Origin of the sequence: Salipiger bermudensis, assembly GCF_017309175.1 — a bacterium.
In the GTDB taxonomy this organism is placed as follows: domain Bacteria; phylum Pseudomonadota; class Alphaproteobacteria; order Rhodobacterales; family Rhodobacteraceae; genus Salipiger; species Salipiger bermudensis.
Genome location: NZ_JAEKJV010000006.1, coordinates 204,333 through 229,568, shown reverse-complemented (window position 1 = coordinate 229,568; position 25,236 = coordinate 204,333). Strand labels below are relative to the sequence as shown.

Annotated in this window: 20 protein-coding genes; 12 read left to right on the top strand and 8 right to left on the bottom strand. The window is 66.6% G+C overall.

The window, feature by feature from the left end; all coding sequences use genetic code 11:
- The first annotated feature begins 4 nt into the window (after positions 1-4).
- Both JF542_RS10490 and JF542_RS10485 read left to right on the top strand, forming a co-directional pair.
- Positions 5-1,036, top strand: a complete 1,032-nt coding sequence (locus JF542_RS10490; RefSeq protein WP_207075797.1) for a sodium:calcium antiporter — start codon at positions 5-7, stop codon at positions 1,034-1,036.
- A 73-nt stretch (positions 1,037-1,109) separates the two neighbouring features.
- The gene (locus tag JF542_RS10485; RefSeq protein ID WP_007795348.1) at positions 1,110-1,442 is read left to right on the top strand and encodes a hypothetical protein; all 333 of its coding nucleotides are present in this window, start codon (positions 1,110-1,112) and stop codon (positions 1,440-1,442) included.
- Between the two features lie 45 nt (positions 1,443-1,487).
- Here JF542_RS10485 and JF542_RS10480 read toward each other — a convergent pair whose 3' ends face one another.
- Positions 1,488-2,561, bottom strand: a complete 1,074-nt coding sequence (locus JF542_RS10480) for a Hint domain-containing protein (RefSeq protein ID WP_207075796.1) — start codon at positions 2,559-2,561, stop codon at positions 1,488-1,490.
- A gap of 390 nt (positions 2,562-2,951) precedes the next feature.
- Between JF542_RS10480 and dapE the strand changes: the two genes are divergently transcribed.
- From dapE to infB, 7 genes are all read left to right on the top strand, one after another.
- Positions 2,952-4,097 (top strand): succinyl-diaminopimelate desuccinylase, encoded by a 1,146-nt coding sequence (gene dapE / locus JF542_RS10475; RefSeq protein ID WP_207075795.1) that lies wholly within the window; start codon positions 2,952-2,954, stop codon positions 4,095-4,097.
- Positions 4,098-4,193: 96 nt separating this feature from the next.
- On the top strand, positions 4,194-5,594 hold the full coding sequence (locus JF542_RS10470) for a dihydrolipoyl dehydrogenase (protein WP_207075794.1): 1,401 nt from the start codon (positions 4,194-4,196) through the stop codon (positions 5,592-5,594).
- 88 nt (positions 5,595-5,682) lie between these two features.
- Positions 5,683-7,995 carry a ribonuclease R gene (rnr, locus tag JF542_RS10465; RefSeq protein ID WP_207075793.1) on the top strand — a complete coding sequence of 771 codons (2,313 nt, stop codon included), beginning with the start codon at positions 5,683-5,685 and terminating at the stop codon, positions 7,993-7,995.
- Positions 7,996-8,271: 276 nt separating this feature from the next.
- Positions 8,272-8,859: a ribosome maturation factor RimP gene (rimP, locus tag JF542_RS10460; protein WP_007795333.1), complete on the top strand. Its 588-nt coding sequence runs from the start codon at positions 8,272-8,274 to the stop codon at positions 8,857-8,859.
- A 7-nt stretch (positions 8,860-8,866) separates the two neighbouring features.
- Positions 8,867-10,495: a transcription termination factor NusA gene (nusA, locus tag JF542_RS10455; protein ID WP_007795331.1), complete on the top strand. Its 1,629-nt coding sequence runs from the start codon at positions 8,867-8,869 to the stop codon at positions 10,493-10,495.
- Between the two features lie 4 nt (positions 10,496-10,499).
- The gene (locus tag JF542_RS10450; protein ID WP_007795328.1) at positions 10,500-11,153 is read left to right on the top strand and encodes an RNA-binding protein; all 654 of its coding nucleotides are present in this window, start codon (positions 10,500-10,502) and stop codon (positions 11,151-11,153) included.
- A 7-nt stretch (positions 11,154-11,160) separates the two neighbouring features.
- Entirely contained in the window at positions 11,161-13,692 is a 2,532-nt protein-coding gene (gene infB, locus JF542_RS10445; protein ID WP_040544417.1) for a translation initiation factor IF-2, read from the top strand.
- A 175-nt stretch (positions 13,693-13,867) separates the two neighbouring features.
- On the opposite strand, the gene JF542_RS24525 is transcribed toward infB, so the two are convergent.
- The 4 genes from JF542_RS24525 to JF542_RS10430 all read right to left on the bottom strand — a co-directional run bounded on the left by JF542_RS24525 (position 13,868) and on the right by JF542_RS10430 (position 16,739).
- Positions 13,868-13,996 carry a hypothetical protein gene (locus tag JF542_RS24525; protein WP_007795323.1) on the bottom strand — a complete coding sequence of 43 codons (129 nt, stop codon included), beginning with the start codon at positions 13,994-13,996 and terminating at the stop codon, positions 13,868-13,870.
- Between the two features lie 161 nt (positions 13,997-14,157).
- Positions 14,158-14,559 carry an 8-oxo-dGTP diphosphatase MutT gene (gene mutT, locus JF542_RS10440; protein ID WP_007795320.1) on the bottom strand — a complete coding sequence of 134 codons (402 nt, stop codon included), beginning with the start codon at positions 14,557-14,559 and terminating at the stop codon, positions 14,158-14,160.
- A gap of 89 nt (positions 14,560-14,648) precedes the next feature.
- Positions 14,649-15,878: a bifunctional glutamate N-acetyltransferase/amino-acid acetyltransferase ArgJ gene (argJ, locus tag JF542_RS10435; protein ID WP_207075792.1), complete on the bottom strand. Its 1,230-nt coding sequence runs from the start codon at positions 15,876-15,878 to the stop codon at positions 14,649-14,651.
- Positions 15,879-16,739 carry a peptidylprolyl isomerase gene (locus JF542_RS10430; protein WP_207075791.1) on the bottom strand — a complete coding sequence of 287 codons (861 nt, stop codon included), beginning with the start codon at positions 16,737-16,739 and terminating at the stop codon, positions 15,879-15,881. It lies immediately after the preceding gene.
- A 190-nt stretch (positions 16,740-16,929) separates the two neighbouring features.
- Between JF542_RS10430 and secA the strand changes: the two genes are divergently transcribed.
- The 3 genes from secA (at position 16,930) to JF542_RS10415 (ending at position 22,393) form a co-directional block, all read left to right on the top strand.
- Positions 16,930-19,677: a preprotein translocase subunit SecA gene (secA, locus tag JF542_RS10425; RefSeq protein ID WP_207075790.1), complete on the top strand. Its 2,748-nt coding sequence runs from the start codon at positions 16,930-16,932 to the stop codon at positions 19,675-19,677.
- Positions 19,678-19,814: 137 nt separating this feature from the next.
- On the top strand, positions 19,815-20,819 hold the full coding sequence (locus tag JF542_RS10420; protein ID WP_207075789.1) for a translocase: 1,005 nt from the start codon (positions 19,815-19,817) through the stop codon (positions 20,817-20,819).
- A gap of 20 nt (positions 20,820-20,839) precedes the next feature.
- Entirely contained in the window at positions 20,840-22,393 is a 1,554-nt protein-coding gene (locus tag JF542_RS10415) for a substrate-binding domain-containing protein (protein ID WP_207075788.1), read from the top strand.
- Positions 22,394-22,457: 64 nt separating this feature from the next.
- Here JF542_RS10415 and radC read toward each other — a convergent pair whose 3' ends face one another.
- From radC to dnaJ, 3 genes are all read right to left on the bottom strand, one after another.
- Entirely contained in the window at positions 22,458-23,213 is a 756-nt protein-coding gene (gene radC / locus JF542_RS10410) for a RadC family protein (RefSeq protein ID WP_207075787.1), read from the bottom strand.
- A gap of 49 nt (positions 23,214-23,262) precedes the next feature.
- Positions 23,263-23,880, bottom strand: coding sequence for a DedA family protein (locus JF542_RS10405; RefSeq protein WP_207075786.1), 618 nt, complete (start codon positions 23,878-23,880; stop codon positions 23,263-23,265).
- 160 nt (positions 23,881-24,040) lie between these two features.
- Positions 24,041-25,198 carry a molecular chaperone DnaJ gene (gene dnaJ, locus JF542_RS10400; RefSeq protein ID WP_007795298.1) on the bottom strand — a complete coding sequence of 386 codons (1,158 nt, stop codon included), beginning with the start codon at positions 25,196-25,198 and terminating at the stop codon, positions 24,041-24,043.
- Positions 25,199-25,236 lie beyond the last annotated feature (38 nt).

The window sequence follows — 25,236 nt, the reverse complement described above, 5'->3', positions numbered from 1 at the left end:
CCTCTTGATGCAGGATCTTTCGCTCCCGCTCCTGCTAGGGATTTTCGCCCTCGCAGGAGCCATTGTCGTGGCCGCGTCCATCCGCGCCACGACCCTTGCGGACCTGATTGCCGACCGGACCAAGCTTGGCGAAGCGATGGCCGGCGGCATCCTGCTCGGCGGCGCCACCTCGCTGTCGGGCGTGGTGGTGTCGGTCACGGCGGCCTATGGCGGCGACGCCAGCTTCGCGGTGTCGAACGCCGTTGGCGGCATAGCGGCGCAGACGTTGTTCCTCGGACTGGCGGACCTGTTCTACAAGCGCGTGAATCTCGAACACGCCGCCGCAGAGCCGGCGAACCTGTTCCAGGCGGTCATGCTGCTGATCCTGCTGTCAATGCCGATCGCCGCCATGGCCGGTCCGGATATCGCCTATTTCGGGGTCTCGCCGGTCTCGCTGGTGATGTTCCTCGGCTATCTCTGGGGGGTGCGGCTGTCCTCGATCGTCGGCGAGCGCCCGATGTGGCGCCCGGTCGAGACCTCTGACACCCGCAAGGACGAGCCGGACGCGGAAAACGACCCCAACGCCCCGGTGCTGCGCCCGGCGATGATCTTCGTCGGGCTGGTCGCCATCATGGGCCTGTCGGGCTGGGTCATCAGCCAGGTGGCCGGAACGTTCATCACCCGCTACGAGCTGTCCTCCAGTCTGGTCGGCGCTCTGATCACCGCGATCATCACCTCGCTGCCCGAACTGGTCACGACCCTTGTCGCCGTGCGTCGTGGCGCACTGCAGCTGGCGGTTGGTGGGATCATCGGGGGCAACACGTTCGACACGCTCTTTCTGGTGTTCTCGGACGTGGCCTATCGCGACGGCTCGATCTTTCAGGCGGTGGGCGAGACCGATCTCTACTGGCTGGCGACCGGCATGCTGATGACCGCCATCCTGCTCGGCGGCCTGATCCTGCGTCAGCGCGAAGGTCCGGCGCGGATCGGCATCGAGTCGGTGCTTCTCATCCTGATCTACTGCTGCGCCGTGGCGGTCGAGCTCTTCGCGCCCTGAGGCTCGGTCCGAGCAGGGCTTGACTCGCGGCCATGCCTGCCGCATCCCGCCCGAAACGCGGGAGACGTCAGGCATGGCCAGCAAGAAACCATCGAGACAGCAGGTCTACACCCTTTTGGTCGAGGTCGGCCGCAAGGCCGGCGACGGCCTGCCCGACAAGTCCACCGGGGCTGCGCTGATGTGCTACGCCAGCGGAGTCGATGAGGCCGAGGCGGTGCGCGAGACCGTTGCGATCCTCAAGCAGGCCGATCTGTCGCCGCTCGATGTGACCGGCTACGGCACCGAGGAAGAGCGCCGGGCGCAGGGCCACGAGATCGAGGCTGACGAGCAGGAACTCATGGCGCGCGCGCTCGAGGAGAATTCCGTCATCGTCGCGCAGGTCACCCCGTTCTTCGACAAGGCTTGAGGTCGCCCAAGATTTTTCGGACGAAAAATCTTCTGCCCGCGCCGATCAGGCCACCCGCGCCTGGGCCAGCGTGATCGCCTCGAACGGGTGCAGCACCTGGTAGCCCTTGCGATGTTGCTCGGGCAGAAGCCCGGTCGGGCAATCGGCCAGCAGAGAGGCCCCAAGATGCGGCCGCGAGCGCCGCAGACGCCCGATATAGAGGCTCTCGAGCGCCGCACCGCCGGCCATCACCGCATCATGCGCCGGCAGCAGGAGTTGATGGTAGCGCAGCGTCATCGCGCCCTCCTCGCGCACCGCCGCAAAGCCGTTCACAAGGCTCAGCGCCGGCACCAGAACCGCCTCGCGCCCGAACAGGTATTCCACCTCGGACCCGCCGATCACCAGCCGCTGGTGCGGTGACACGACGAGATCGCGGCTCAGGCCAAAATAGGGCGCGCGCAGCCGCACCGGCGTGAAGGAGCCAAGCGCCGGCACCACCCGGCTCAGCCGCTGCAACACCGGGGCGAGCTCGCCACAGCGGGTCCGAACGGTGTCGCCGCTCTGCAACTCGGCCACCGGCCGGGGCCCATCGGGCGTCTCGACCGGCACCCGGCCGGTGAGCGAGGGCATTGGCCCCACGGGCTCGACCTCGTCGGACACGGCGAAGAAGATCAGGTCGGGGTCAGTGCGGCAGAGCTGAGGCCGGCGCACCATGCTGAACAGGTCCTCGAGCAGAAGCGGCGGCGGGGGCGGGGTCTCGCGCAGGGCGGTGCGATCGCTTTCGGGTCGCTCCAGCGCCAGCTGGCCCCAGCGCGCAGTCGAATCCCAGCTGAAAGTCACGCGCAGGATGTCGGTGCGGGCATCGTCGGGATATTGCAGCAGCGTGTGGAAGGCGTCGTCGCCTTGGCTCATCACCAGCACGATGCTGCCATTGGGCAGCGCCTGAAGCGAGAGCCCCCCGGGCCACGGGTGATGACGTTCGAAGGCCAGCAGGGTCTGCGGTCGGCCATCGGCCGAAAGCCGGGTCTCGATCAGCAGCGAGCCCTTGGCCAACAGCGCATCGCGCGGACGCAGCGCGGCCTCGAAGACGCGGTCATCGGTCCAGCGGCGGCCCTCGCCCGAAATGGCGATCCAGCTCATGCGGCGCCTTGCCCTGCGCGGCGATGACGTGAAGAAACCCCTGCCGTACCCATGCCTGTCACATTGCCCGTCGCGCGGCACGCGCGCACTGTTCCTTTGTGGCACGCCCGCATTGTTATTCTTGCGGCCCTCGCGCGCTGTCCTTGTGCGCCTGCCCGGATCTTCCGTGTGGCGTCGTTTGACACAGGGTTCCGCAAGATCCCAAGCGCCGCCGCGCTGCGGGCATTTTTCCCTTGTTATGCATCGAGCCCTAGCACGAGCCGCCCTGACAGGCCAGTTCGATTGTCCTGTGACATAGCTGCGCGGCCGTCCCGACCTGTCCCGAGGCAGGGTTTGCCCTCGCGCGTCCATCGCGGTAGCCAAAGCGCAGACACAGCAAGGAACCGTGCCATGACGACCGATCCCGTCGCCCTCACCGCCGATCTCATCCGCTGCCCCTCGGTCACGCCCGAGGAGGGCGGGGCGCTGGTGCTGCTGCAGGGGCTGCTCGAGGAGGCGGGGTTTGCCTGCACCCGGGTGGACCGGAACGGCACCTCGAACCTCTATGCCCGCTGGGGCGACAAGGGCCATGCGCGCAGCTTCGGCTTCAACGGGCATACCGATGTGGTCCCGGTGGGCGATGCCGCGGCCTGGAGCTGCGATCCCTTCGGAGCTGAAATCCGCGACGGCGTGATGTTCGGCCGAGGCGCGACCGACATGAAATCCGGCGTCGCGGCCTTTGCCGCCGCCGCGATGGATTTCGTCACCGATACGCCCCCGGACGGCGCCATCGTTCTGGCGATCACCGGTGACGAGGAGGGCGACGCGACCGATGGCACCGTGGCGCTGCTCGACTGGATGGCCGAGCAGGACGAGCGCATGTCGGTCTGCCTCGTGGGCGAGCCGACCTGCCCGTCCGAGATGGGCGACATGATGAAGATCGGCCGCCGCGGTTCGCTCTCGGCGTGGTTCACGGTGACCGGCACGCAGGGCCACGCCGCCTATCCGCACCGGGCGCTGAACCCGATGCCGGCGATGGCGCGGCTGATGGACCGGCTGGCCTCGCACGAGCTCGACACCGGCACCGATCATTTCGACGCCTCGACGCTGGCGGTGGTGACCATCGACACCGGCAACCCGGCGACCAACGTGATCCCGGCGCAGAGCCGCGGCACGGTCAACATCCGCTTCAATGACATCCATACCGGCGCGGCGCTGTCGGACTGGCTGCGCGAGGAGGCCGCGAAGGTCGACGCCGCGTTCGGCACCACCACCGAGGTCAAGATCAAGATCTCCGGCGAGAGCTTCCTGACCCCGCCGGGGCCGCTCTCGGATCTGGTCGCCGCGGCGGTCGAGGCCGAGACCGGGCGCACGCCGGAGCTCTCGACCTCGGGCGGCACCTCGGATGCGCGTTTCGTCAAGGATCACTGCCCGGTGGTCGAATTCGGGCTGGTCGGCAAGACCATGCATCAGGTCGACGAGAACGTGCCTGTGGACCAGATCGCGCGGCTCAAGGAGATCTACAGTCGCATCCTGCGCGACTATTTCGCCAGCTGATCCGCGTCACGCCGCCGCGCGCCGGGAACCTCTGCCGGACACCGCCGGTTGATCGTCTGTAGCGATTGACCGGCGGGGCCGGGGGAAGGGAAAGCGATGGCGGATCTTACATGCGACGTAGCAATCATCGGGGCCGGGACTGCCGGTCTTGCGGCAGAGCGCAACGCCCGCAAGCACGGCGCCAAGACGCTGCTGATCGATCCGAGCTTCGCCGGCACCACCTGCGCCACGGTGGGCTGCATGCCCTCCAAGCTGCTGATCGCCGCCGCCCGCAGCGCGCATGGCGCGCGGCAGTCGGGGGTCTTTGGTGTCGAGACTGGCGAGGTCACGATCGACGGCCCCGCCGTGCTGCGCCGGGTGCGCGAGCACCGCGACCGCTTTGCGCAGGCCACTCGCGACAGCATCATGGACCTCCCCGAGGAAATCCGGGTGCAGGCGCGGGCGCGCTTCACCTCCGCCACCACGCTCACACTCGATGACGGGCGCACGGTCGCGGCGAATGCGGTGATCATCGCCACCGGCTCGAGCCCGATGGTGCCGGGGCCCTTCGCCGATCTTGGCGATCTGGCACTGACCAACGAGACGATCTTCGAGCTCGACGACCTGCCCGAGAGCCTCGCGGTGATCGGTGGCGGGGTCATCGGGCTCGAGCTGGCGCAGGCGATGGCACGGCTTGGCGTGCGGGTGGCGCTGTTCGACCAGCAGGAGACGCTGGCGCAGGTGCGCTGCGCCAAGGTCCACGCCGCGCTGCAAGAGGCCATGGCCCGGGAGATGGACCTGCATCTCGGCACCGACCCGCAGCCGTCCGAGCAGGATGGCCGCGTGCGCATCGACTGGGGCAGTCAGAGCGAGACCTTCGACAAGGTGCTCGTGTCGACGGGGCGTCCGCCCAACGTTCAGGGCCTCGGGCTCGAGACCACCGGTCTCACGCTTGACGACAAGGGCATGCCCGAGATCGATCCCGAGACCATGCAGTGCGGCGACGCGCCGATCTTCATGGCCGGGGACTCGAATGCCGGCCGCCCGGTGCTGCACGAGGCCTCGGACGAGGGGGCAATCGCGGGGCGCAACGCCGTGGCCTATCCGGCGCTGGTGCGCTCGGACCGCAAGGTGAACTTCGCCATCACCTTCACCGAGCCGCCGCTGGTGATGCTGGGTGACAGCCCCGATGACAGCGCCAAGATCGGCAGCGCGGACTACACCGATCAGGGCCGTGCCAAGGTGGATGCCGAAAATACAGGTCTCGCCCGGCTCTACGCAGCCGCGCCCGACGGGCGCCTGATCGGGGCGGATCTGTTCTGCCCCGGCGCCGATCACATGGGCCACCTGCTGGCGTTGGCGATTGGCCAGAAGATCACAGCCGGAGACCTGCTCGACATGCCGTTCTACCACCCGACGCTCGAGGAAGGGCTGAAGGGCGCGCTGCGCGAGATCTGCCACGCGGTGCCGCTGAACGTGCCGGGCGATCACGACACCGGCAACCCGCCGGGCGTCTAGGCGGTAAATTCCTCGCGGCCCCCGTCCTTGCGCCACGAAACGCCAGAATCGCCATGACGGGGGCGGTGCGCCGTGCTAGCTCAGGGCCATGAGCAAACTGCCGACCAAACCGGATATCCTCGACTGGATCGCCGCCAACCCGACCCTCACCTCCAAGCGCGACATTGCCAAGGCTTTCGGCATCAAGGGCGCGGCGCGGATCGACCTCAAGCGCCTGCTCAAGGAGCTGGAGCACGAGGGCCATCTGGAAAAGCGCAAGAAGACTTATCGCGACCCGGACCGCCTGCCGCCCGTCACGGTGCTGCAGATGAAAGCCGCCGACGAGAACGGCGACCAGTTCGCGCAGCCGCTGGAATGGCATGGCGAAGGGGTCGAGCCGACGGTGCTCTTCGTGCCCCGCGCCACCGATCCGGCGCTTGGCGACGGCGACCGCATCCTTGCGCGGCTGCAAGTGGTGCACGAGGCCGATCACAATTATGAGGCCCGGCTGATCCGCCGCATCGGGGCCAGCCCGCTCAAGGTCGTGGGGATTTTCCGCAAGGGCGCCGAGGGCGGCCGCATTCTGCCAATCGACAAGGGCTCGGACAAGGAATGGACGGTGGCGCACGATGCCACCCACGGCGCGCAGGATGGCGAACTGGTCGAGGCCGAGCAGGCCGGCCCGCGCGCCACCCGCATGGGCCTGCCGCGGGCGCGCATCGTGATGCGCCTCGGCGATCCCACTGCGCCCAGGGCGGTGTCGCTCATCGCGATCCACCAGCACGGCATCCCCGACGACTTCCCCGAGAAGGTGCTGGCCGAGGCCGACGCGATGAAGCCCGCCGGGCTCAAGGGCCGCACCGATCTGCGCGAGCTGCCGCTGGTCACCATCGACCCGTGGGATGCGCGCGACCACGACGATGCCTGTTTCGCCGAGCCTGACGAGGATCCCAAGAACCAAGGCGGTCACGTGATCTGGGTCGCCATCGCCGACGTGGCGCATTACGTGCGCCCCGGCTCGGAGCTGGATCGAGAGGCTAGGAAGCGCGGCAATTCGAGCTATTTCCCCGACCGGGTGGTGCCGATGCTGCCCGACCGGCTTTCGGGCGATCTGTGCTCGCTGCACGAGGGCGTGCCGCGCGCCTGCCTCGCGGTGCGCATGGTGATCGATGCGGAGGGCAACAAGAAATCGCACAAGTTCGTACGGGGCCTGATGCGCTCGCCCGCCTCGCTGAACTACCAGGAGGTGCAGGCGGCATTCGACGGCGAGCCCAATGACAAGACCGGCCCGTTGCTCGAGCCGGTGATCCAGCCGCTCTATGCCGCTTACGCCGCGCTGCGCGACGCCCGCGCCCGGCGCGAACCGCTGGATCTCGACCTGCCAGAGCGCAAGGTGGTGCTGAGCGACGAGGGCAAGGTGACCTCGGTGAACTTCGTCGAGCGGCTCGACGCGCACAAGCTGATCGAGGAGTTCATGATCCTCGCCAATGTCTGTGCCGCCGAGACCCTGATCGCCAAGCGCACGCCGCTGCTGTTCCGGGTCCACGAGGAGCCGCCGGCGGACAAGCTCGAGAGCCTGCGCGAGACCGCCGACGCGGCGGGGCTGACGCTGGCGAAGGGGCAGGTTCTGAAGACCGCGCATCTCAACAAGCTGCTGCACGACGCCGCCGGCAAGGAAGAGGCGGAGCTGATCAACATCGCCACGCTGCGCAGCATGACGCAGGCCTATTACAGCCCGAAGAACTTCGGACATTTCGGCCTCGCGCTGCAGAACTACGCGCATTTCACCTCGCCGATCCGGCGCTATTCGGACCTCATCGTACATCGCGGCCTGATCAAGGCGCATGGTTGGGGCGATGACGGGCTGAGCGAGCACGAGATCGAGACGCTGGAGACGACCGCGCAGCACATCTCGGACACCGAGCGGCGCTCGATGATGGCCGAGCGCGACACCAATGATCGTTACCTCGCGGCGTTCCTCTCGGATCGGATCGGGGCCGAGTTCGGCGGCCGGATCAGTGGCATCGCCAAGTTCGGCATCTTCGTGAAGCTCGACGAGACCGGCGCCGACGGGCTGGTTCCGATGCGCAATATCGGCAACGAGTATTTCCATTTCGACCGTGAGGCCGGAACGCTTATGGGCGCGGACACCGGTACCATCATTACGCTCGGGCAGCGGGTGCGGGTGAAGCTTGTCGAGGCCGCACCGGTCACCGGCGGCATTGCGCTGGACCTGCTCGAGCTCGAGGATGCCGAGATGCCGCAGGGCCGTGGCTCGGGCCGGCCCGGGCGTGGCCGGGCGCGTGGCCCCGGTGGCCGAGGCCGCCCCGGCGGACCGCCGCGCCGAAAGGAGGCCAAGGCAAAGCGCAAGGACTCCAAGGTCAAGCGCAAGGTCACGCGGCGGCGCAACACCAAGAGCTGAGGCCGCCGCGGCCTGCGAGCGCCATGCGTTCCGGCGGTGCCGGGACGCACCGGGCGGGCCGTCGGGGCAGGGCGTCTCGCGGCGGTGGACAGTGCTGCCGCAGGGGCCGGGCAAGCGGGGTTGTTTCCGCACCGAACGCCGCTGCCTCTTGCGGAATCGAATCGTGGAGCGTATATGCCCTTTCAACAGCGGCACGTCGGGTCTCTCCCGAGGTTCCACCGGGAAAGATCGACGGGCCGCGCGCCCGTTTTTTTGTGCTCAACCGGACCCGGACTCATGACCGACCTGATCGCCAAATCCGCCATCGACCGGCGCCTCGCCGAGATCGTCACCCCGGTCATCGAAGACCTCGGGTTCGAACTCGTGCGCCTGCGCCTGATGAGCGGGAAGACCGCCACGCTGCAGATCATGGCCGAACGTCCCGAGGGCGGCATCGAGGTCGACGAGTGCGCCGATATCTCGACCGCCGTGTCGGCGGTGCTTGACGTCGAGGACCCGATCATCGACGCCTACGCGCTCGAGGTTTCGAGCCCCGGCATCGACCGGCCGCTGACCCGACTCAAGGACTTCGACACCTACGAGGGCTACGAGGCAAAGATCGAGACCCAGGAGATGATCGACGGCCGCAAGCGCTGGCGCGGCGTTCTCGCCGGGATCGAGGGCAGCGAAGTTCTGTTCAACATCGAGGGCGAGGGCGGCGAAGAGCAGACCATCGGCCTGCAGTTCGACTGGCTCAGCGACGCCAAGCTGATCCTCACCGACGACCTGATCCGCGACATGCTGCGTGCCCGCAAGGCGCAGGAAGTGGACGAAGACCAATTCGACGAAATCCAGGCCGACGACGCGGCCGCTCAGGAGGAGTAAGAAGAAAATGGCAATCACCTCTGCCAACCAGCTTGAGCTTCTGCAAACGGCCGAGGCCGTCGCCCGCGAGAAGATGATCGACCCCGCCCTCGTGATCGAGGCGATGGAAGAGAGCCTCGCGCGCGCCGCCAAGTCGCGCTACGGCTCCGAGATGGACATCCGCGTGAAGATCGACCGCAAGACCGGTCGCGCCACCTTCACCCGCGTGCGCACCGTCGTCGAGGACGAAGAGCTCGAGAACTACCAGGCGGAGATGACCGTCAAGCAGGCCAAGCAGTACATGGCCGACCCTCAGGTGGGCGACCAGTATGTCGAGGAAGTGCCCCCCGTGGACATGGGCCGGATCGCGGCGCAGTCGGCCAAGCAGGTGATCCTGCAGAAGGTCCGCGAAGCCGAGCGTGATCGCCAGTACGACGAGTTCAAGGACCGCAACGGCACCATCATCAACGGCACCGTCAAGCGCGAGGAATACGGCAACGTCATCGTCGATATCGGCCGTGGCGAGGGCATCCTGCGCCGCAACGAGAAGATCGGCCGCGAGGCCTATCGCCCCGGTGACCGCATCCGCTGCTACATCAAGGACGTGCGCCGCGAGGCCCGCGGCCCGCAGATCTTCCTCAGCCGCACCGCGCCGGAATTCATGGCCGAGCTGTTCAAGATGGAAGTGCCGGAAATCTACGACGGCATCATCGAGATCAAGGCCGTGGCCCGTGACCCGGGCTCGCGCGCCAAGATCGGCGTGATCTCCTATGACGGCTCTATCGACCCCGTGGGCGCCTGCGTCGGTATGCGCGGCAGCCGCGTTCAGGCCGTCGTGAACGAGCTTCAGGGCGAGAAGATCGACATCATCCCGTGGAACGAGGACATGCCGACCTTCCTCGTCAACGCGCTGCAGCCGGCCGAAGTGTCGAAGGTGGTGCTTGACGAAGATGCCGAGCGCATCGAGGTCGTGGTGCCCGACGAGCAGCTGTCGCTGGCCATCGGCCGCCGCGGTCAGAACGTGCGTCTGGCCTCGCAGCTGACCGGTCTCGACATCGATATCATGACCGAGGAAGAAGAGTCGGCACGCCGTCAGAAGGAATTCGAAGAGCGCACCAAGCTGTTCATGGACACGCTTGATCTCGACGAGTTCTTCGCCCAGCTGCTGGTTGCCGAAGGCTTCACCAACCTCGAGGAGGTCGCCTATGTCGAGCTCGACGAGCTGCTGGTGATCGACGGCGTCGACGACGACACCGCGCAGGAGCTGCAGACCCGCGCCCGCGAATTCCTCGAGGAGCAGGCGCGCAAGGCGCTTGCGCATGCCCGCGAACTGGGTGCCGAGGACAGCCTTATTGAATTCGACGGCCTGACACCCCAAATGGTAGAGGCACTGGCGGAAGACGGCGTGAAGACGCTGGAAGACTTCGCCACCTGCGCCGACTGGGAACTGGCCGGAGGCTGGACCACGGTGAATGGCGAGCGCGTCAAGGATGACGGTCTGCTCGAGAAGTTCGATGTCGATCTCGCCGAGGCACAGAACCTCATCATGACCGCGCGCGTCCTGCTTGGCTGGGTCGATCCCGAAGAGTTGGTGGCCGAGGCCGAAGAAGAGGTCGAGGGCGAAGGCGACGAGTCCGAGACCGAGGAAGAGGTCTGATCCGATGAGTCGGGGCGGCCGGGATAAGGACCGGGCCGATGGCCCGGAGCGGCGCTGCATCGCCACCGGCGAGACGCAGCCCGCCAGCGGACTGATCCGCTTCGTGATCGGGCCGGACAATCAGGTCGTGCCCGATCTCGCAGGCAAGCTGCCCGGGCGCGGCATCTGGGTGGCGTCGGACAAGGCGGCACTCGAAAAAGCTGCAGGCAAAGGGCTTTTTGCCCGCGCCGCGCGGGCGCCGGTGACGGTGCCCGACGATTTGCCCAATCTGGTCGAGCAGATGCTCGCCCGTCGGGTGGTCGAACTGCTGAGCCTCGCCCGCAAGTCGGGGGGCGCGGTTTCGGGCTACGAGAAGGTCAAGGACTGGCTCGGCAAGGAGGAGGCCGACGTGCTGCTTCAGGCCGAGGATGGATCGGCTCGAGGCAAGACCAAGCTGTCTACCCCGCAATGGGGATCGTATATCGGCTGGCTTACGGCGGACGAGCTGGGGCTGGCCTTCGGAAGGGAAAAGGTGATACACGCCGCGCTTGGCGCTGGTGGACTCACGAAACGTGTTGTAGAGGAAGCCCAACGACTGAAGGGGCTGCGCGTCGGAAGGGCCGACGCGGCGACGGCAGCAGGGGCTGCCGGGGGCGGCAGGGGCCGCCGGAAAGGATAAGAGCTGAATGAGCGATAACGACGGCAAGAAGACTTTGGGTGTTCGTGGCGGGGGTCCCCGTTCGGGATCCGTGAAGCAGAGCTTCAGCCACGGGCGGACCAAGAACGTCGTGGTGGAGACCAAGCGCAAGCGCGTGGTCGTGCCCAAGCCCGGCGCCGGTGGTGCCAAGGGCTCCGGCGGCGTGCCGGGCGGGTCGGGTGGCAAGCGCCCGGCCGGGATCTCCGACGCGGAGATGGAACGTCGCCTGAAGGCGCTGCAGGCCGCCAAGGCCCGCGAGGCCGAGGAGCAGGCGCAGCGCGAGGCGCTGGAGAAGGCTCGCGCCGAAGAGCGTGAGCGCATGCGCGCCGAGAAGGAACAGAAAGAGCGCGAGCAGCGCGAGGCCGAAGAGCGTGCCAAGGCGAAAGCCGAGGAAGAGGCGCGCAAGGCCCGCGAAGCTGCCGAAGCTGCCAAGAAGGCCGAAGCCGCAGCGGCGGCCCCGGCCGCCGATCCGGCGGCAGCCGGTCAGCAGGCCCGTGGCGGCGCCAAGCCGGCCGCAGGTGCTCCGGCAGGTGGCCCCGCAGGCCAGACGCAGCAGCGCAAGGCCGACCGCGAGCGCGAAGAGCGCGGCCGCGGTGGTCGTGGTCGCGGTGGCGATGGCGGCAACCGCCGGTCCGGCAAGCTGACCCTGAACCAGGCGCTTGGCGGCGAGGGCGGCCGGCAGAAATCCATGGCCGCGATGAAGCGCAAGCAGGAGCGTGCGCGTCAGAAGGCGATGGGTGGCAGCCAGCAGCGCGAGAAGATCGTGCGCGACGTTCAGCTTCCCGAGGCGATCACCGTTGCGGAACTGGCCAACCGTATGGCCGAGCGTGTCGCGGATGTGGTCAAGGCGCTGATGCAGAGCGGCATCATGGCGACCCAGAACCAGTCGATCGACGCCGACACCGCGGAACTGATCATCGAGGAATTCGGCCACCGCGTGACCCGCGTGTCCGATGCCGACGTCGAGGACGTGATCAAGACCGTGGACGACAAGCCGGAAGACCTCCTGCCGCGTCCGCCGGTCATCACGATCATGGGCCACGTCGACCACGGCAAGACCTCGCTGCTCGACAAGATCCGCGAAGCCAACGTCACCTCCGGCGAAGCCGGCGGCATCACCCAGCACATCGGCGCCTACCAGGTGACGACCAAGGGTGGCGACGTTCTGACCTTCCTCGACACGCCCGGCCACGCGGCGTTCACCTCGATGCGCTCGCGTGGTGCTCAGGTGACCGACATCGTGGTGCTGGTGGTGGCGGCTGACGACGCGGTGATGCCGCAGACCGTCGAAGCCATCAGCCACGCCAAGGCCGCCGGTGTTCCGATGATCGTCGCGATCAACAAGGTCGACAAGCCCGAGGCGAACCCGACCAAGGTGCGCACCGACCTGCTGCAACACGAGGTGATCGTGGAGCAGATGTCCGGTGACGTGCAGGATGTCGAGGTCTCGGCCCATACCGGGCAGGGTCTGGACGAACTGCTCGAAGCCATCGCGCTGCAGGCCGAGGTTCTCGAACTGAACGCCAACCCGAACCGCGCCGCCGAAGGTGCCGTGATCGAAGCCCAGCTCGACGTGGGCCGTGGCCCGGTCGCGACGGTTCTGGTGCAGAACGGCACCCTGAAGCAGGGCGACATCTTCGTCGTGGGCGAGCAGTACGGCAAGGTCCGTGCGCTGATCAACGACAAGGGTGAGCGCGTGAAGGAAGCCGGCCCGTCGGTGCCGGTCGAGGTGCTTGGCCTCAACGGCACGCCCGAAGCCGGTGACGTTCTCAACGTGACCTCTACCGAGGCGCAGGCCCGCGAGATCGCCGAATACCGCGAACACGCCGCCAAGGAGAAGCGCGCCGCCGCCGGTGCCGCGACGACCCTTGAGCAGCTGATGATGAAGGCGAAGGACGACGAGAACGTCTCCGAGCTGCCCATCGTGGTGAAGGCCGACGTGCAGGGCTCTGCCGAGGCCATCGTCCAGGCGCTGGAGAAGGTCGGCAACGACGAGGTCCGCGTGCGGGTCATCCACTACGGTGTGGGTGCCATCACCGAGACCGATATCGGCCTTGCCGAAGCGTCGGGCTGCCCGGTCATCGGCTTCAACGTCCGTGCCAACGCACCGGCCCGCAACAGCGCCAACCAGAAGGGCGTGGAGATCCGCTACTACTCGGTGATCTACGACCTCGTGGACGATGTGAAGGCGGCGGCTTCCGGCCTGCTGTCGAACGAGATCCGCGAGAACTTCATCGGCTATGCCGAGATCAAGGAGGTCTTCAAGGTCTCCAACGTCGGCAAGGTCGCCGGCTGTCTCGTCACCGAGGGTGTTGCCCGCCGCTCTGCAGGCGTTCGCCTGCTGCGCGACAACGTAGTGATCCACGAAGGCACGCTGAAGACGCTGAAGCGCTTCAAGGACGAGGTCTCCGAGGTCCAGTCGGGCCAGGAGTGCGGCATGGCCTTCGAGAATTACGACGATGTCCGCCCGCAGGACGTCATCGAGATCTTCGAGCGCGAGGAGATCGAGCGCTCGCTCTGATCCTTGCCCGATCGTCGAAACAGGAACACCCGGAGGGAAACCTCCGGGTGTTTTCATTTTCGTGAAACTGGGGTTCCCGCATGCGTTGAGTTACCCCATGGAGGCCCACGGAAATGGAAAAGCCCGGAGCAGGTGCTCCGGGCTTTTCACGAGAAATCAGAACTTGTCGTTCGGTTCAGGCAGCCACCGGGTTCCCGGTAAAGACCTGATTTCCGACACGAACGGCAATGCGACCGTCAGGGAGACTCTTCTCGAGAATGCCCTGAACCGAGACGCAGCTGCCAAGGATGATGGTACGCAGCATTTCAGTGTTCCTCGATACGGATATTACAGATTTATGAATACCGGCGAATCGTTAACGGAACCAGAACAAATTTTGTCAACTACGCCTAATTACCTAGCATTCAGGTCATTTTCGGCGATTTTCTTTCGCCGCAGCGCAGAAAGTTCTGGACATGACCCGCGTCAGAGCCAGTCCCGCAGGATCGGGATCAGCGGGATGTCGGCGGGCGGCATCGGGTAATCGCGCAGGTCGCGGGCGTGGACCCACTTCAGCGCCTGCCCTTCCTTCGACTGCGGCGTGCCCTCCCATTTTCGGCAGGCAAAGAGCGGCATCAGCAGGTGGAAGCTCTCATAGGCATGCGAGGCGAAGGTCAGAGGCGCAAGGCAGCTTTCCCAGGTGTCGATGCCGAGTTCTTCCTGCAACTCGCGGATGAGCGCGACCTCGGGGCTCTCGCCGGGCTCGACCTTGCCACCAGGGAACTCCCAGAGCCCGGCCATGGACTTGCCCTCCGGGCGCTGCGCCAGAAGGATGCGGCCGTCGGTGTCGATGAGCGCGACGGCGGAGACGAGGATGATCTTCGACATGAGGGGTCTCCCGGCCCCGGGGTCAGGCCGGCGAGGGGCGCTGCCCCTCGCGCTCCCCGAGGTATTTCAGAACCAGAGAAGGGGTGGGGTCAGGACCGGTAATCGGCGTTGATCGAGATGTAGCCGTGGGTCAGGTCACAGGTCCAGACCGTCGCCTTGCCGGCGCCGAGGCCGATATCGACCGAGATGGTGATTTCGGGCTGCTTCATCAGCGCAGCGCCGTCCTCTTCCTTGTAGGAAGGGGCGACCCAGCCGTTCTCCGCCACCAGCACGTCGCCGAAGCGGATGGTCAGCCTGTCGCGGTCGGCGGCGGCGCCGGACTTACCCACAGCCATGACGATGCGCCCCCAGTTCGGATCCTCACCGGCGACGGCGGTCTTGACGAGCGGCGAGTTGGCGATGGCCAGCGCGTGGGTGCGGGCGTCGGCGTCGGTTTTCGCGCCGGTGACGTTGACGGTGACGAACTTGGTCGCGCCCTCGCCATCCTTGACCACCTGGTGGGCGAGATCGAGGAACACGCCCTCGAGGGCCTGAGCGAAATCGCTGTCGGCCAGGGTGACCTCGACGCCGGAGGCGCCGGTGGCCCCCATCAGCAGCGTGTCCGAGGTCGAGGTGTCGCTGTCGACGGTGATGCAGTTGAAGCTGCGGTCGTTGATCTCGGAGACCATCGTCTGCAGGTCGGCGCGCGACACCTTGGCGTCGGTGAAGATGTAGACCAGCATCGTCGCCATGTCGGGGGCGATCATCCCCGAGCCCTTGGCGAAACCGGCGATCTTCACCTCGCCGCCGGGCAGCGCCACGGTGGCGCAGGCCCCCTTGGGGAAAGTGTCGGTGGTCATGATGGCGCGGGCCGCCTCGTCGCCCTTGCCGGGTTCGAGCGACGCCACCAGGTCGTCGACCTTGGCGATGATGCGGTCATGCGGCAGGCGCTCACCGATCACGCCGGTGGAACTGGTGAAGACGCGCGTCTCAGGCAGGCCGGTGGCCTTGGCAACGGCGGCGCAGATCGCGGCCACCGAGCCGTCGCCGGCCTTGCCGGTGAAGGCGTTGGAATTGCCCGAGTTGACGATGATCGCCGCTCCCGCGTCGCTGTCGCTGCCGATTTTCGACTGGCAGTCGAGCACGTTGGCCGAACGAGTCGCGGAGCGGGTAAAGACCCCGGCAACGGTGCTGCCGGGATCGAGCAGGGTCAGCATCACGTCGGTTCGCCCGGCATATCGGACCCCCGCGGCGACCGAAGCGAAGCGGACCCCGTCGATCACCGGAAGCTCCGGGAAGGCGGCGGGGGCGAGGGGCGAAACGGACGTGATCTTGGCCAATTAGTCCTCCAGGAGCTGCATGTTCGAAAGCGCCGAGACGTCGGCCTCGGACTTGTCCATGCGGGTGACTTCCGCCGACGCGAGAGTTTCGTCAATATATTTCTCGACCGCCTGCTGCTGCAGCGACATCTCGATCTCGCCACGCACCTCGTCGAGCGCCGGGGCTTCCTTGGCGCGGGTCTCGTTGAGCTTGATCACGTGCCAGCCGAACTGGGTCTGCACCGGCTCGGAGACCGCGCCGACCTCGAGGGTCTCGACCGCGTCCTGGAACGGCTCGACCATCATGCCGGCGGCAAACCAGCCGAGCTCGCCACCGTTGGGGCCCGAGGGGCCGGTCGATTTCTCGCGCGCCAGCTCTGCGAAATCGGCGCCGCCTTCGAGCTCCTCGACCAGCGCCTGCGCGTCTTCCTCGGTTTCCACGAGAATGTGCGACGCGTTGAACTCCTTGCCCATTTCGGCATCGGTGTAATCGGCCTCGTAGGCGGCCTGAACGGCCTCGTCGCTGACCGAGGTCTCGGCGATCGCCTTGACCACTTCGCCGGCCAGCAGGGCGCGGCGCTCGTTGTCGATCGACAGCGTCACGCGCTTGGTCTCGACGGCGTTCTCGTCCTGTGCGAGGGCGGCCTGACGGACCAGCTGGTCGAGGATGCCGTCCCAGAGCACATCGTCGCCAAGCTGTTGATACTGCTCGGGAAGAGTGGTCCGGACCATCAGCATGTGGCCAAGCGTGATGTCTTCGCCATTGACGGTCGCCACGACGGTGTCGAGCTCCATCTCCTCGGCCTGGTCCTGAGCCTGTGCCGGCATCGCCATGGTGACGGCCAGGGCGGCGGCGGAGAGCGTGGTGAGGGTTTTGCGCATCGAATAAGGTCCTTTCGGGTCCTTCGTGGGCTGCCCGCGAGGGCAACGTTGACACTTTCTGAGCCGAGCCTTACATGCCCATAAGGCTCTGCAAGGCCGGTCGTTCCCCTGTGTCATATGGGCTGTGTTCGAGGCGGGCAAGCGGATGCCACGACGAGAACACGACTTTGTCAGACAGGAACGGGCAGGTATGCTGGGTATCGGAACTATCGCGCGGAAGGTGTTTGGAACGCCGAACGACCGCAAGATCAAGGCGACACGCCCGCTGGTCGCAAAGATCAACGCGCTGGAGCCCGAGTTCGAGGCGCTCGATGATGCCGGCCTGATCGCCAAGACCGAAGAGCTCAAGAAGCGCATCGCCGATGGCGAAAAGCTCGACGCGCTGCTGCCGGAGGCTTTCGCCAACTGCCGCGAGGGCGCCAAGCGGGCGCTTGGCCTGCGCGCCTTCGACACCCAGCTGATGGGCGGCATCTTCCTGCACCAGGGCAACATCTCGGAGATGAAGACCGGTGAGGGCAAGACGCTGGTCGCCACCTTCCCGGCCTATCTCAATGCGCTGACCGGCAAGGGCGTGCACATCGTCACCGTGAACGACTACCTCGCCCGCCGTGACGCCGAGTGGATGAGCAAGGTCTACGGCGCGCTCGGCCTGACCACCGGCGTGGTCTACCCGCAGCAGCCCGAGGACGAGAAGAAGAGCGCCTACGCCGCCGACGTCACCTATGCCACGAACAACGAGCTGGGCTTCGACTACCTGCGCGACAACATGAAGTCCGAGCTGAACCAGATGATGCAGCGCGGGCATTATTTCGCCGTGGTCGACGAGGTCGACAGCATCCTGATCGACGAGGCGCGGACGCCGCTGATCATCTCGGGGCCGAGTCAGGACCGCTCGGATCTCTACATGGCGGTTGACCGGCTGATCCCGCAGCTCTCGGACGACGCCTACACGATCGACGAAAAAACCCGCAACGTCAGCTTCACCGACGAGGGCAACGAGGCGCTTGAAGAGATCCTTCACCTGCGCGGCGTGCTCCCCGAGGGGCAGACGCTCTACGACCCGGAGAGCACCACCGTGGTGCACCACGTCAACCAGGGTCTGCGGGCACACAAGCTCTATACCCGCGACAAGGACTATATCGTCCGCGACGGGCAGGTCGTTCTGATCGATGAGTTCACCGGCCGCATGATGGTTGGCCGGCGCCTGTCCGACGGGCTGCATCAGGCCATCGAGGCGAAGGAGGGCTGCAGCATTCAGCCCGAGAACGTGACCCTCGCGCAGGTGACCTTCCAGAACTACTTCCGCCTCTACGACAAGCTTTCGGGCATGACCGGCACCGCCGCGACCGAGGCCGAGGAATTCATGGAGATCTACGGTCTCGGCGTGGTCGAGGTTCCGACCAACCGCCCGATCGCCCGGATCGACGAGGACGACAAGGTCTACCGCACGGGTGTCGAGAAATACGAGGCCATCGCCGAGGAAATCAAGGCGGCGCACGAGAAGGGCCAGCCGGTCCTCGTGGGCACCACCTCGATCGAGAAATCCGAGATGCTGTCGCAGCTCCTGACCAAGGCCGGCCTGAAGCACAACGTGCTGAACGCGCGCCAGCACGAGCAGGAAGCGCAGATCGTTGCCGACGCCGGCAAGCTCGGCGCCATCACCATCGCCACCAACATGGCCGGCCGTGGCACCGACATCAAACTCGGTGGCAACGTCGACTTCAAGGTGATGGAAGCGCTCGAGGCGGAGCCCGAGGGCGATCCCGAGGAGATCCGGCAACGGATCGAGGAGGCGCACGCCGCCGACGAAGAGGCCGTGAAGCAGGCCGGCGGTCTCTACGTGCTTGCCACCGAGCGCCACGAGAGCCGCCGCATCGACAACCAGCTGCGCGGCCGATCGGGCCGTCAGGGTGACCCGGGCCGCAGCTCGTTCTACCTTTCGCTCGAAGATGACCTGATGCGCATCTTCGGCTCCGAGCGGCTCGACAAGATGCTGTCGAAGCTTGGCATGAAGGAAGGCGAGGCGATCATTCACCCGTGGGTGAACAAGTCGCTCGAGCGCGCGCAGGCGAAGGTCGAGGGCCGCAACTTCGACATCCGCAAACAGCTGCTCAAGTTCGACGACGTGATGAACGACCAGCGCAAGGTGATCTTTGCCCAGCGTCTCGAGATCATGGAGGCCGAGGACGTCTCCGAGGTCACCGAGGACATGCGCCACGAGGTCATCGACGAGCTGGTCGACACCTATGTCCCGCCCAAGACCTATGCCGACCAGTGGGACACGCAGGGGCTCTACGCCGCCGCGCTCGAGAAGCTCGGAATCGACGTGCCGGTGATGGCATGGGGTGAGGAAGAGGGCGTCGACGCAGACATCATCCGCGAGCGCATGGAAGAGGCGTCCGACAAATTCATGGCCGAGAAGGCCGAGGCCTTCGGACCCGAGACAATGCGCCAGATCGAGAAGCAGGTGCTGCTTCAGACCATCGACACCAAGTGGCGCGAGCACCTGCTGACGCTCGAGCACCTGCGCTCGGTGGTGGGCTTCCGCGGCTATGCGCAGCGCGATCCGCTCAACGAGTACAAGACCGAGGCGTTCCAGCTCTTCGAGACCATGCTCGAGTCGCTGCGCGAGCAGGTCACCGAGCAGCTCAGCCGCGTCCGCCCGATGAGCGAGGACGAGCAGCGCAAGATGATGGAGCAGCTCGCCCAGCAGCAGGCCCAGCTTCGCCGTCAGGCCGAGGCCGCCACCGCCGGTCACGAGCCCGCCGCCGCGGCGCCGCCTCCCGGTGAGCCCGGTGCTCCCGAGTCGCCCGACGCACCGCTGGTCGAGGGCTTCGACGAATCGGATCCGACCACCTGGGGCAACCCGTCGCGCAACGACGCATGCCCCTGCGGCTCCGGCAAGAAGTTCAAGCACTGCCACGGCCGGCTGGCCTGACCACAAGATCTCTGTCAGGTCCGGCAAATTTCTGTCGGACCTGACGAATTGACTCCTTCCTTGCGCCCCACGGGCGCCTCTTTTCAGCGCGATAGATCGTCCCCAAGGGAACGGGTTGAAAACGAGCGGAGGGTGCAATGGCACGGCTCAACAAGACATATCTCCTCGCGGCAGCGACGGTCGGCGCGGCGCTGGCGATCGGCTTCGTGATGCAGAACGGGGGCTACCTCCGGAGCGCGGACCGAGCGCCCGAAACCGGAATCGTCGTCAGCGACATCACCGATACGTCGTCCGCGGCGATGCCGCGTCTGCCGGTCGAGGCGGCGCTCGCGCCCGATCTCGACGATGGCCTTGACCTGCTCGAACCCGCCGCCGCCACCGACGAGACGGATGTGGAAGCGACCCCCGCCGTCGTCGCGGTGCAATCTGAGCCCCAACCGGACAGTCTTGCCGCGGCGCCGGACTGCACCGTGCGGCTCACCGCCGAGCCCCGCGCCGGCGCCATGGTGGCGCTGTCGCTGCGGGCGCCGTGCTACGCCTCCGAACAGGTCACGATCCACCATCAGGGCCTCATGTTCACCGAGTTCACCGGCCCCGAGGGACAGCTGGCGATCGACGTGCCGGCGCTGGCGCAGAAGGCGCTGTTCATCGCGGCCTTCGACAATGACGATGGTGCCACCGCCATCGCCGAGGTCCCGGCGCTGCCGTTCTACGATCGCGTTGCCCTGCAATGGCGCGGCGACAGCGGCTTGCAGCTGCACGCCCGCGAATTCGGTGCCGACTATTTCTCCGAGGGTCATGTCTGGGCCGCCGCCAACGGTGACATGGGCCGCACCGCCAAGGGGGTGGGCGGCTTCCTGACCCGCCTCGGGAACCCCGACACACTGACCCCGCGCATGGCCGAGATCTACAGCTTCCCCGCCGGCGCGGCCCGGAAGACCGGCGCGGTCGCCGTCAGCGTCGAGGCCGAACTGACGGATGCCAATTGCGGAAACGCCGTGGAGGCGCAGACCCTCGAGCTGCGGGGCGAGGCCGGGCTGCAAGTGCATGATCTCAGCCTCGAGATGCCGGACTGCGACAGCGTCGGTGACTTTCTGGTGTTGAAAAACCTCATCGAAGACCTGAAGATCGCCAGCAACTGACGGGCTATCGGGGTCACCTCATGGGACTGCTTCGTGCGGCGATCTTCGCCGCACTTTTCATTGCCGGCGCACCACTCTGGGCACAGGACATCGCGCTCCGCTCCCGGGATGGCGGGATCGAGCTCACCGGCACGCTGCTCGGCTTCGACGGGGAATTCTACCGCATCGAAACGCGCTATGGCGAACTGACCGTCGACGCCTCGGGCGTGCTCTGCGACGGTCCGGGCTGCCCGTCGCTCACCGATTTCGTCGCCGAGATGCGGGTGTCGGGCTCAGCCACCATCGGTGAGGTGCTGATGCCCGCGCTGATCGAGGGCTTTGCCCTGCGCAACGGCCTGAGCGCCGAGCGCGAACTGCTTGGCGACCGCCGTTTCCGCTACACGCTCAGCGATCCGGCCGAGGGGCGCGTGGTCGGGCGGTTCCATTTCCACCTGACGAGCACCGATGGCGGGTTCAACGACCTGCTCGACGATGAGGCCGATATCGTCATGGCGCTGCGCGAGATCCGCCCCGATGAACGCAGCGCGGCGCGAGAGGCCGGGCTCGGCGACCTGTCGGAAGTCAATCGCAGCCGGGTTCTGGCGCTTGATGCGATGATCCCGGTGGTGGCGCAGACCAACCCGGTCGATGCGATTTCTCTGGCGGCGCTGGCCGAGGTACTGTCGGGGCAGGCCGAGAGCTGGAGCGCCCTTGGTGGTCCCGATGCGCCGGTGGTTCTGCATTTGCGCAATGCGACCTCGGGGCTGTCGCAGGGCATCGAGGACCGGTTGCTGCGGCCCTCGGGGCTTGTGCTCGGGGGCGAGATCAAGCGTCACCGCGGCAATGCCGAGCTGTCCGAGGCGGTGGCCCGCGATCCCCTGGGCATCGGCATGGCGAGCTATTCCGAGATCGGAAATACCAAGCCGCTGCGCCTCACCGGCAGTTGCGGCTTCGAATTGCGCGGACACCGCGCGTCGATCAAGACCGAGGACTATCCGCTCACAGCGCCGATGTTCCTTTACCTTCCCGCGCGACGCCTGCCGGCGCTGGCGCGGGACTTCCTCGCCTATACCCGCAGCGCACCGGCGCAGATTGTCATCCGTCGCGCCGGGTTCGTGGACCAGATGCCCGAGGAAATCGCGCTGGCCCGACAGGGCGACCGGCTCGCCAACGCGATCATCGTGGCCGAGGGCGATCAGGGGCTGACCGGGTTGCAGCGTCTGGTGGCGACGCTGGCGCCGATGCGGCGGCTGACCACGTCGTTTCGCTTCGAGGCGGGCGAGACTGGGCTCGACGCGCAGTCGCGTTCAAACGTGCAGCAGTTGGCGAGGGCGCTGGAGGCGGGGGAGTATGACGGGCGCGAGCTTGTCTTCGTGGGCTTCTCCGACGCGCAAGGGCCGGCAGAGGCCAATCTCGAAATCGCTTATGAGCGGGCCGAGGCGGTACGCGCGGCAGTGCTGAACGCGGCCGAAGCGGCGGATTTGCGGCGGCTTGAGCTCGGGGTCGAGGCCTTTGGCGAGGCGATGCCGATGGCCTGCGACGACACGGTCTGGGGGCGGCAGGTGAACCGGCGGGTCGAGGTCTGGCTGCGCTGAACGAGGAGGCCGACCGGGGCGGACAAGGCTCTGCTCAAGCCGTTGCGCGCTTTCCTTCAGGATCTCAGAGCAGCCCCTCGGCGCGGAAACTCAATTCGCGGGACCGACCGATCACGAGGTGATCGTGTAGAGTGATGCCGAGTGCCTCGGCGGCGATGCGGATCTGCTCGGTCATCTCGATATCGGCACCGCTCGGGGTGGGATCGCCAGAGGGGTGGTTGTGGACGAGGATCAGCGCGCTTGCGTTGAGCTCGAGCGCGCGCTTCACCACCTCGCGCGGATAGACCGGCACGTGATCCACCGTGCCACGGGCCTGCGCCTCATCGGCGATCAGCACGTTCTTTCGGTCGAGAAACAGGATGCGGAACTGTTCCGTTTCGCGATGAGCCATCGCGGTCTGGCAATAGCTGAGCAAGGCGTCCCACGAGCTGACCACCGGGCGTTGCAGCACCCGCGATCGCGCGAGCCTGTGCGCCGCCGCTTCCACCAGTTTCAGTTCGGTGATCACCGATTCGCCGACCCCCGCGACGGCGGCCAATCGTCGCTCCGGCGCCGAGACAACCGCGTTGAAATCCCCGAACGTGTCGAGCAGCGCGCGCGCCAGAGGCTTCACATCGCGCCGGGGAATGGCCCGGAACAGCAGCAGTTCAAGCATCTCGTAATCGGGCAAGGCATCGGCGCCACCTTCGCGGAACCTCTGTCGAAGCCGTGCCCGGTGGTCGCGCAGGTAGGACGGTGCCGGCGCGTCGCGCGGTACAGGAACCTCGTCCCCGCCGAACAGCGAGGCCTGACCATCGGCGAAATGCGATCTCTCTGCCATGGCCGTCAGCCTGACGGGCGTTAGGTTACAGAAAGGTTAAAGGTTCAGGTCAATCGCTGCCCTTGCGGCGCATCCGGCGGCCATAGGTCGCCACGCGCCAGAGATAGGTGCCGACCAGCGCCAGAACCACCACGGTCGACACGGGGTTCAGCCAGGCGCTGACCGCCTCGTAGCCGCCTTCGAGCCAATAGCCAGCAAGCGTGAGCAACGATGTCCAGGCCACGGTGCCGAGCGCGCTGAGGCCGAGGAACCAGCCGCGCGACATGCGTCTGACGCCCGCCGGGACCGAGATGAAGGTGCGGACGGTGGGGATGACGCGACCGAACAGCACAGCGCTACCGCCGTGGCGGTCGAACCAGCCGTTGGCGCGGTCGAATTCGTCGGGCGACACCGAAAGCCACCGGCCATGGCGCTGCGACAGGTGGCAGAGCCGCTCAAAGCCGATCCGCCGCCCGATCCAGTACCAGAGATAGGCCCCGGCCAGCGAGCCGGCGCTGCCGGCGAGGATCACCAGCGGCAGGGACATGGTGTTGCGTGCCGCGTTGAACCCGGCCAGCGGCATGATCAGCTCCGAGGGGATCGGAGGGAAGACGTTTTCAAGGAACATCAGCAGCGCGACGCCGAACGCGCCCATGCTGTCGATGAGATTTGTGATCCAGTCGAACATCGGTTTCGGCTCGCAATAAGGAAAGGGCCCGGGGAATGAACCCGGGCCCTGTCGTGAATGTTCCGTTCGGTGTCGGACGTGACGCGCAGAGCACCTCTGTCCGTGATCGCTTCGGCCCGTCTGGAGCGTTTGCCGGCCCCAACCGGGGCCGGACAGGCGATCAGCCCTTCATCGAGTCCCAGAAGTTGCGGACCGAAGAGAAGAAGCTGTGCGATTCCGGATTGTTGTCCTCGCTCAGCTCCTCGAATTCGCGCAGAAGCTCTTTCTGGCGCGACGTCAGGTTCACCGGGGTCTCGACCGCGAGCTCGATGAACATGTCCCCGGCGGAGCCGCCACGCAGGGCGGGCATGCCCTTGCCACGCAGGCGCATCTGCCGGCCCGACTGGCTGCCGGAGGGAATCTTCACCCGGCTGCGGCCGCCGTCGATTGTCGGAACCTCGATGTCGCCACCCAGGGCCGCCGTCGCCATCGACACCGGAACGCGACAATGCAGCTCGCTGCCTTCGCGCTCGAAGATCTCGTGCTTCTGCACGTCGATAAAGATGTAGAGATCGCCCGGAGGTCCGCCGCGCATCCCGGCCTCGCCCTCACCGGCAAGCCGGATGCGGGTGCCGGTCTCGACACCGGCGGGAATGTTGACCGAAAGCGCCCGCTCGCGCTGCACGCGGCCCTGACCGCCGCACTTGGAGCAGGGGTTCTTGATGATCTGGCCAAGGCCCGAGCAGGTCGGACAGGTGCGCTCCACAGTGAAGAAGCCCTGCGTCGCCCGCACCTTGCCCATTCCCGAACAGGTCGGACAGGTCACCGGTTCAGCGCCGCCTTCGGCACCCGAGCCGTTGCACTCGTCGCATTGCACCGAACTCGGCACGTTGATCGTCTTCTGCAGGCCGTTATAGGCCTCCTCGAGCGTCACGCGAAGGTTGTAGCGCAGGTCGGCCCCGCGCGCGGCGCGCTGCCGCCCGCCGCCGCCCTGGCGCCCGCCCATGAAGTCGCCGAAGAGATCGTCGAACACGTCGGAGAACGCGCTGGCGAAATCGCCCTGGCCCTGGAAGCCGCCGCCGGGACGGCCACCGCCGCCACCGCCCATGCCGCCTTCGAAGGCCGCATGGCCGAAGCGGTCATAGGCCGCCTTCTTCTCCGGGTCCTTCAGGACGTCGTAGGCCTCGTTGGCCTCCTTGAAGAGGTTCTCGGCATCGGGGTTGTCGGCGTTCCGGTCGGGGTGGAGTTCCTTGGCCTTCTTGCGATAGCCCTTCTTGATCTCGTCCGCGGAGGCACCTTTGCTGACACCGAGCACGTCGTAATAGTCACGCTTGGACATTCATGCCCTCCTGTATCCCGGAACGGAGAGGGGCCGGC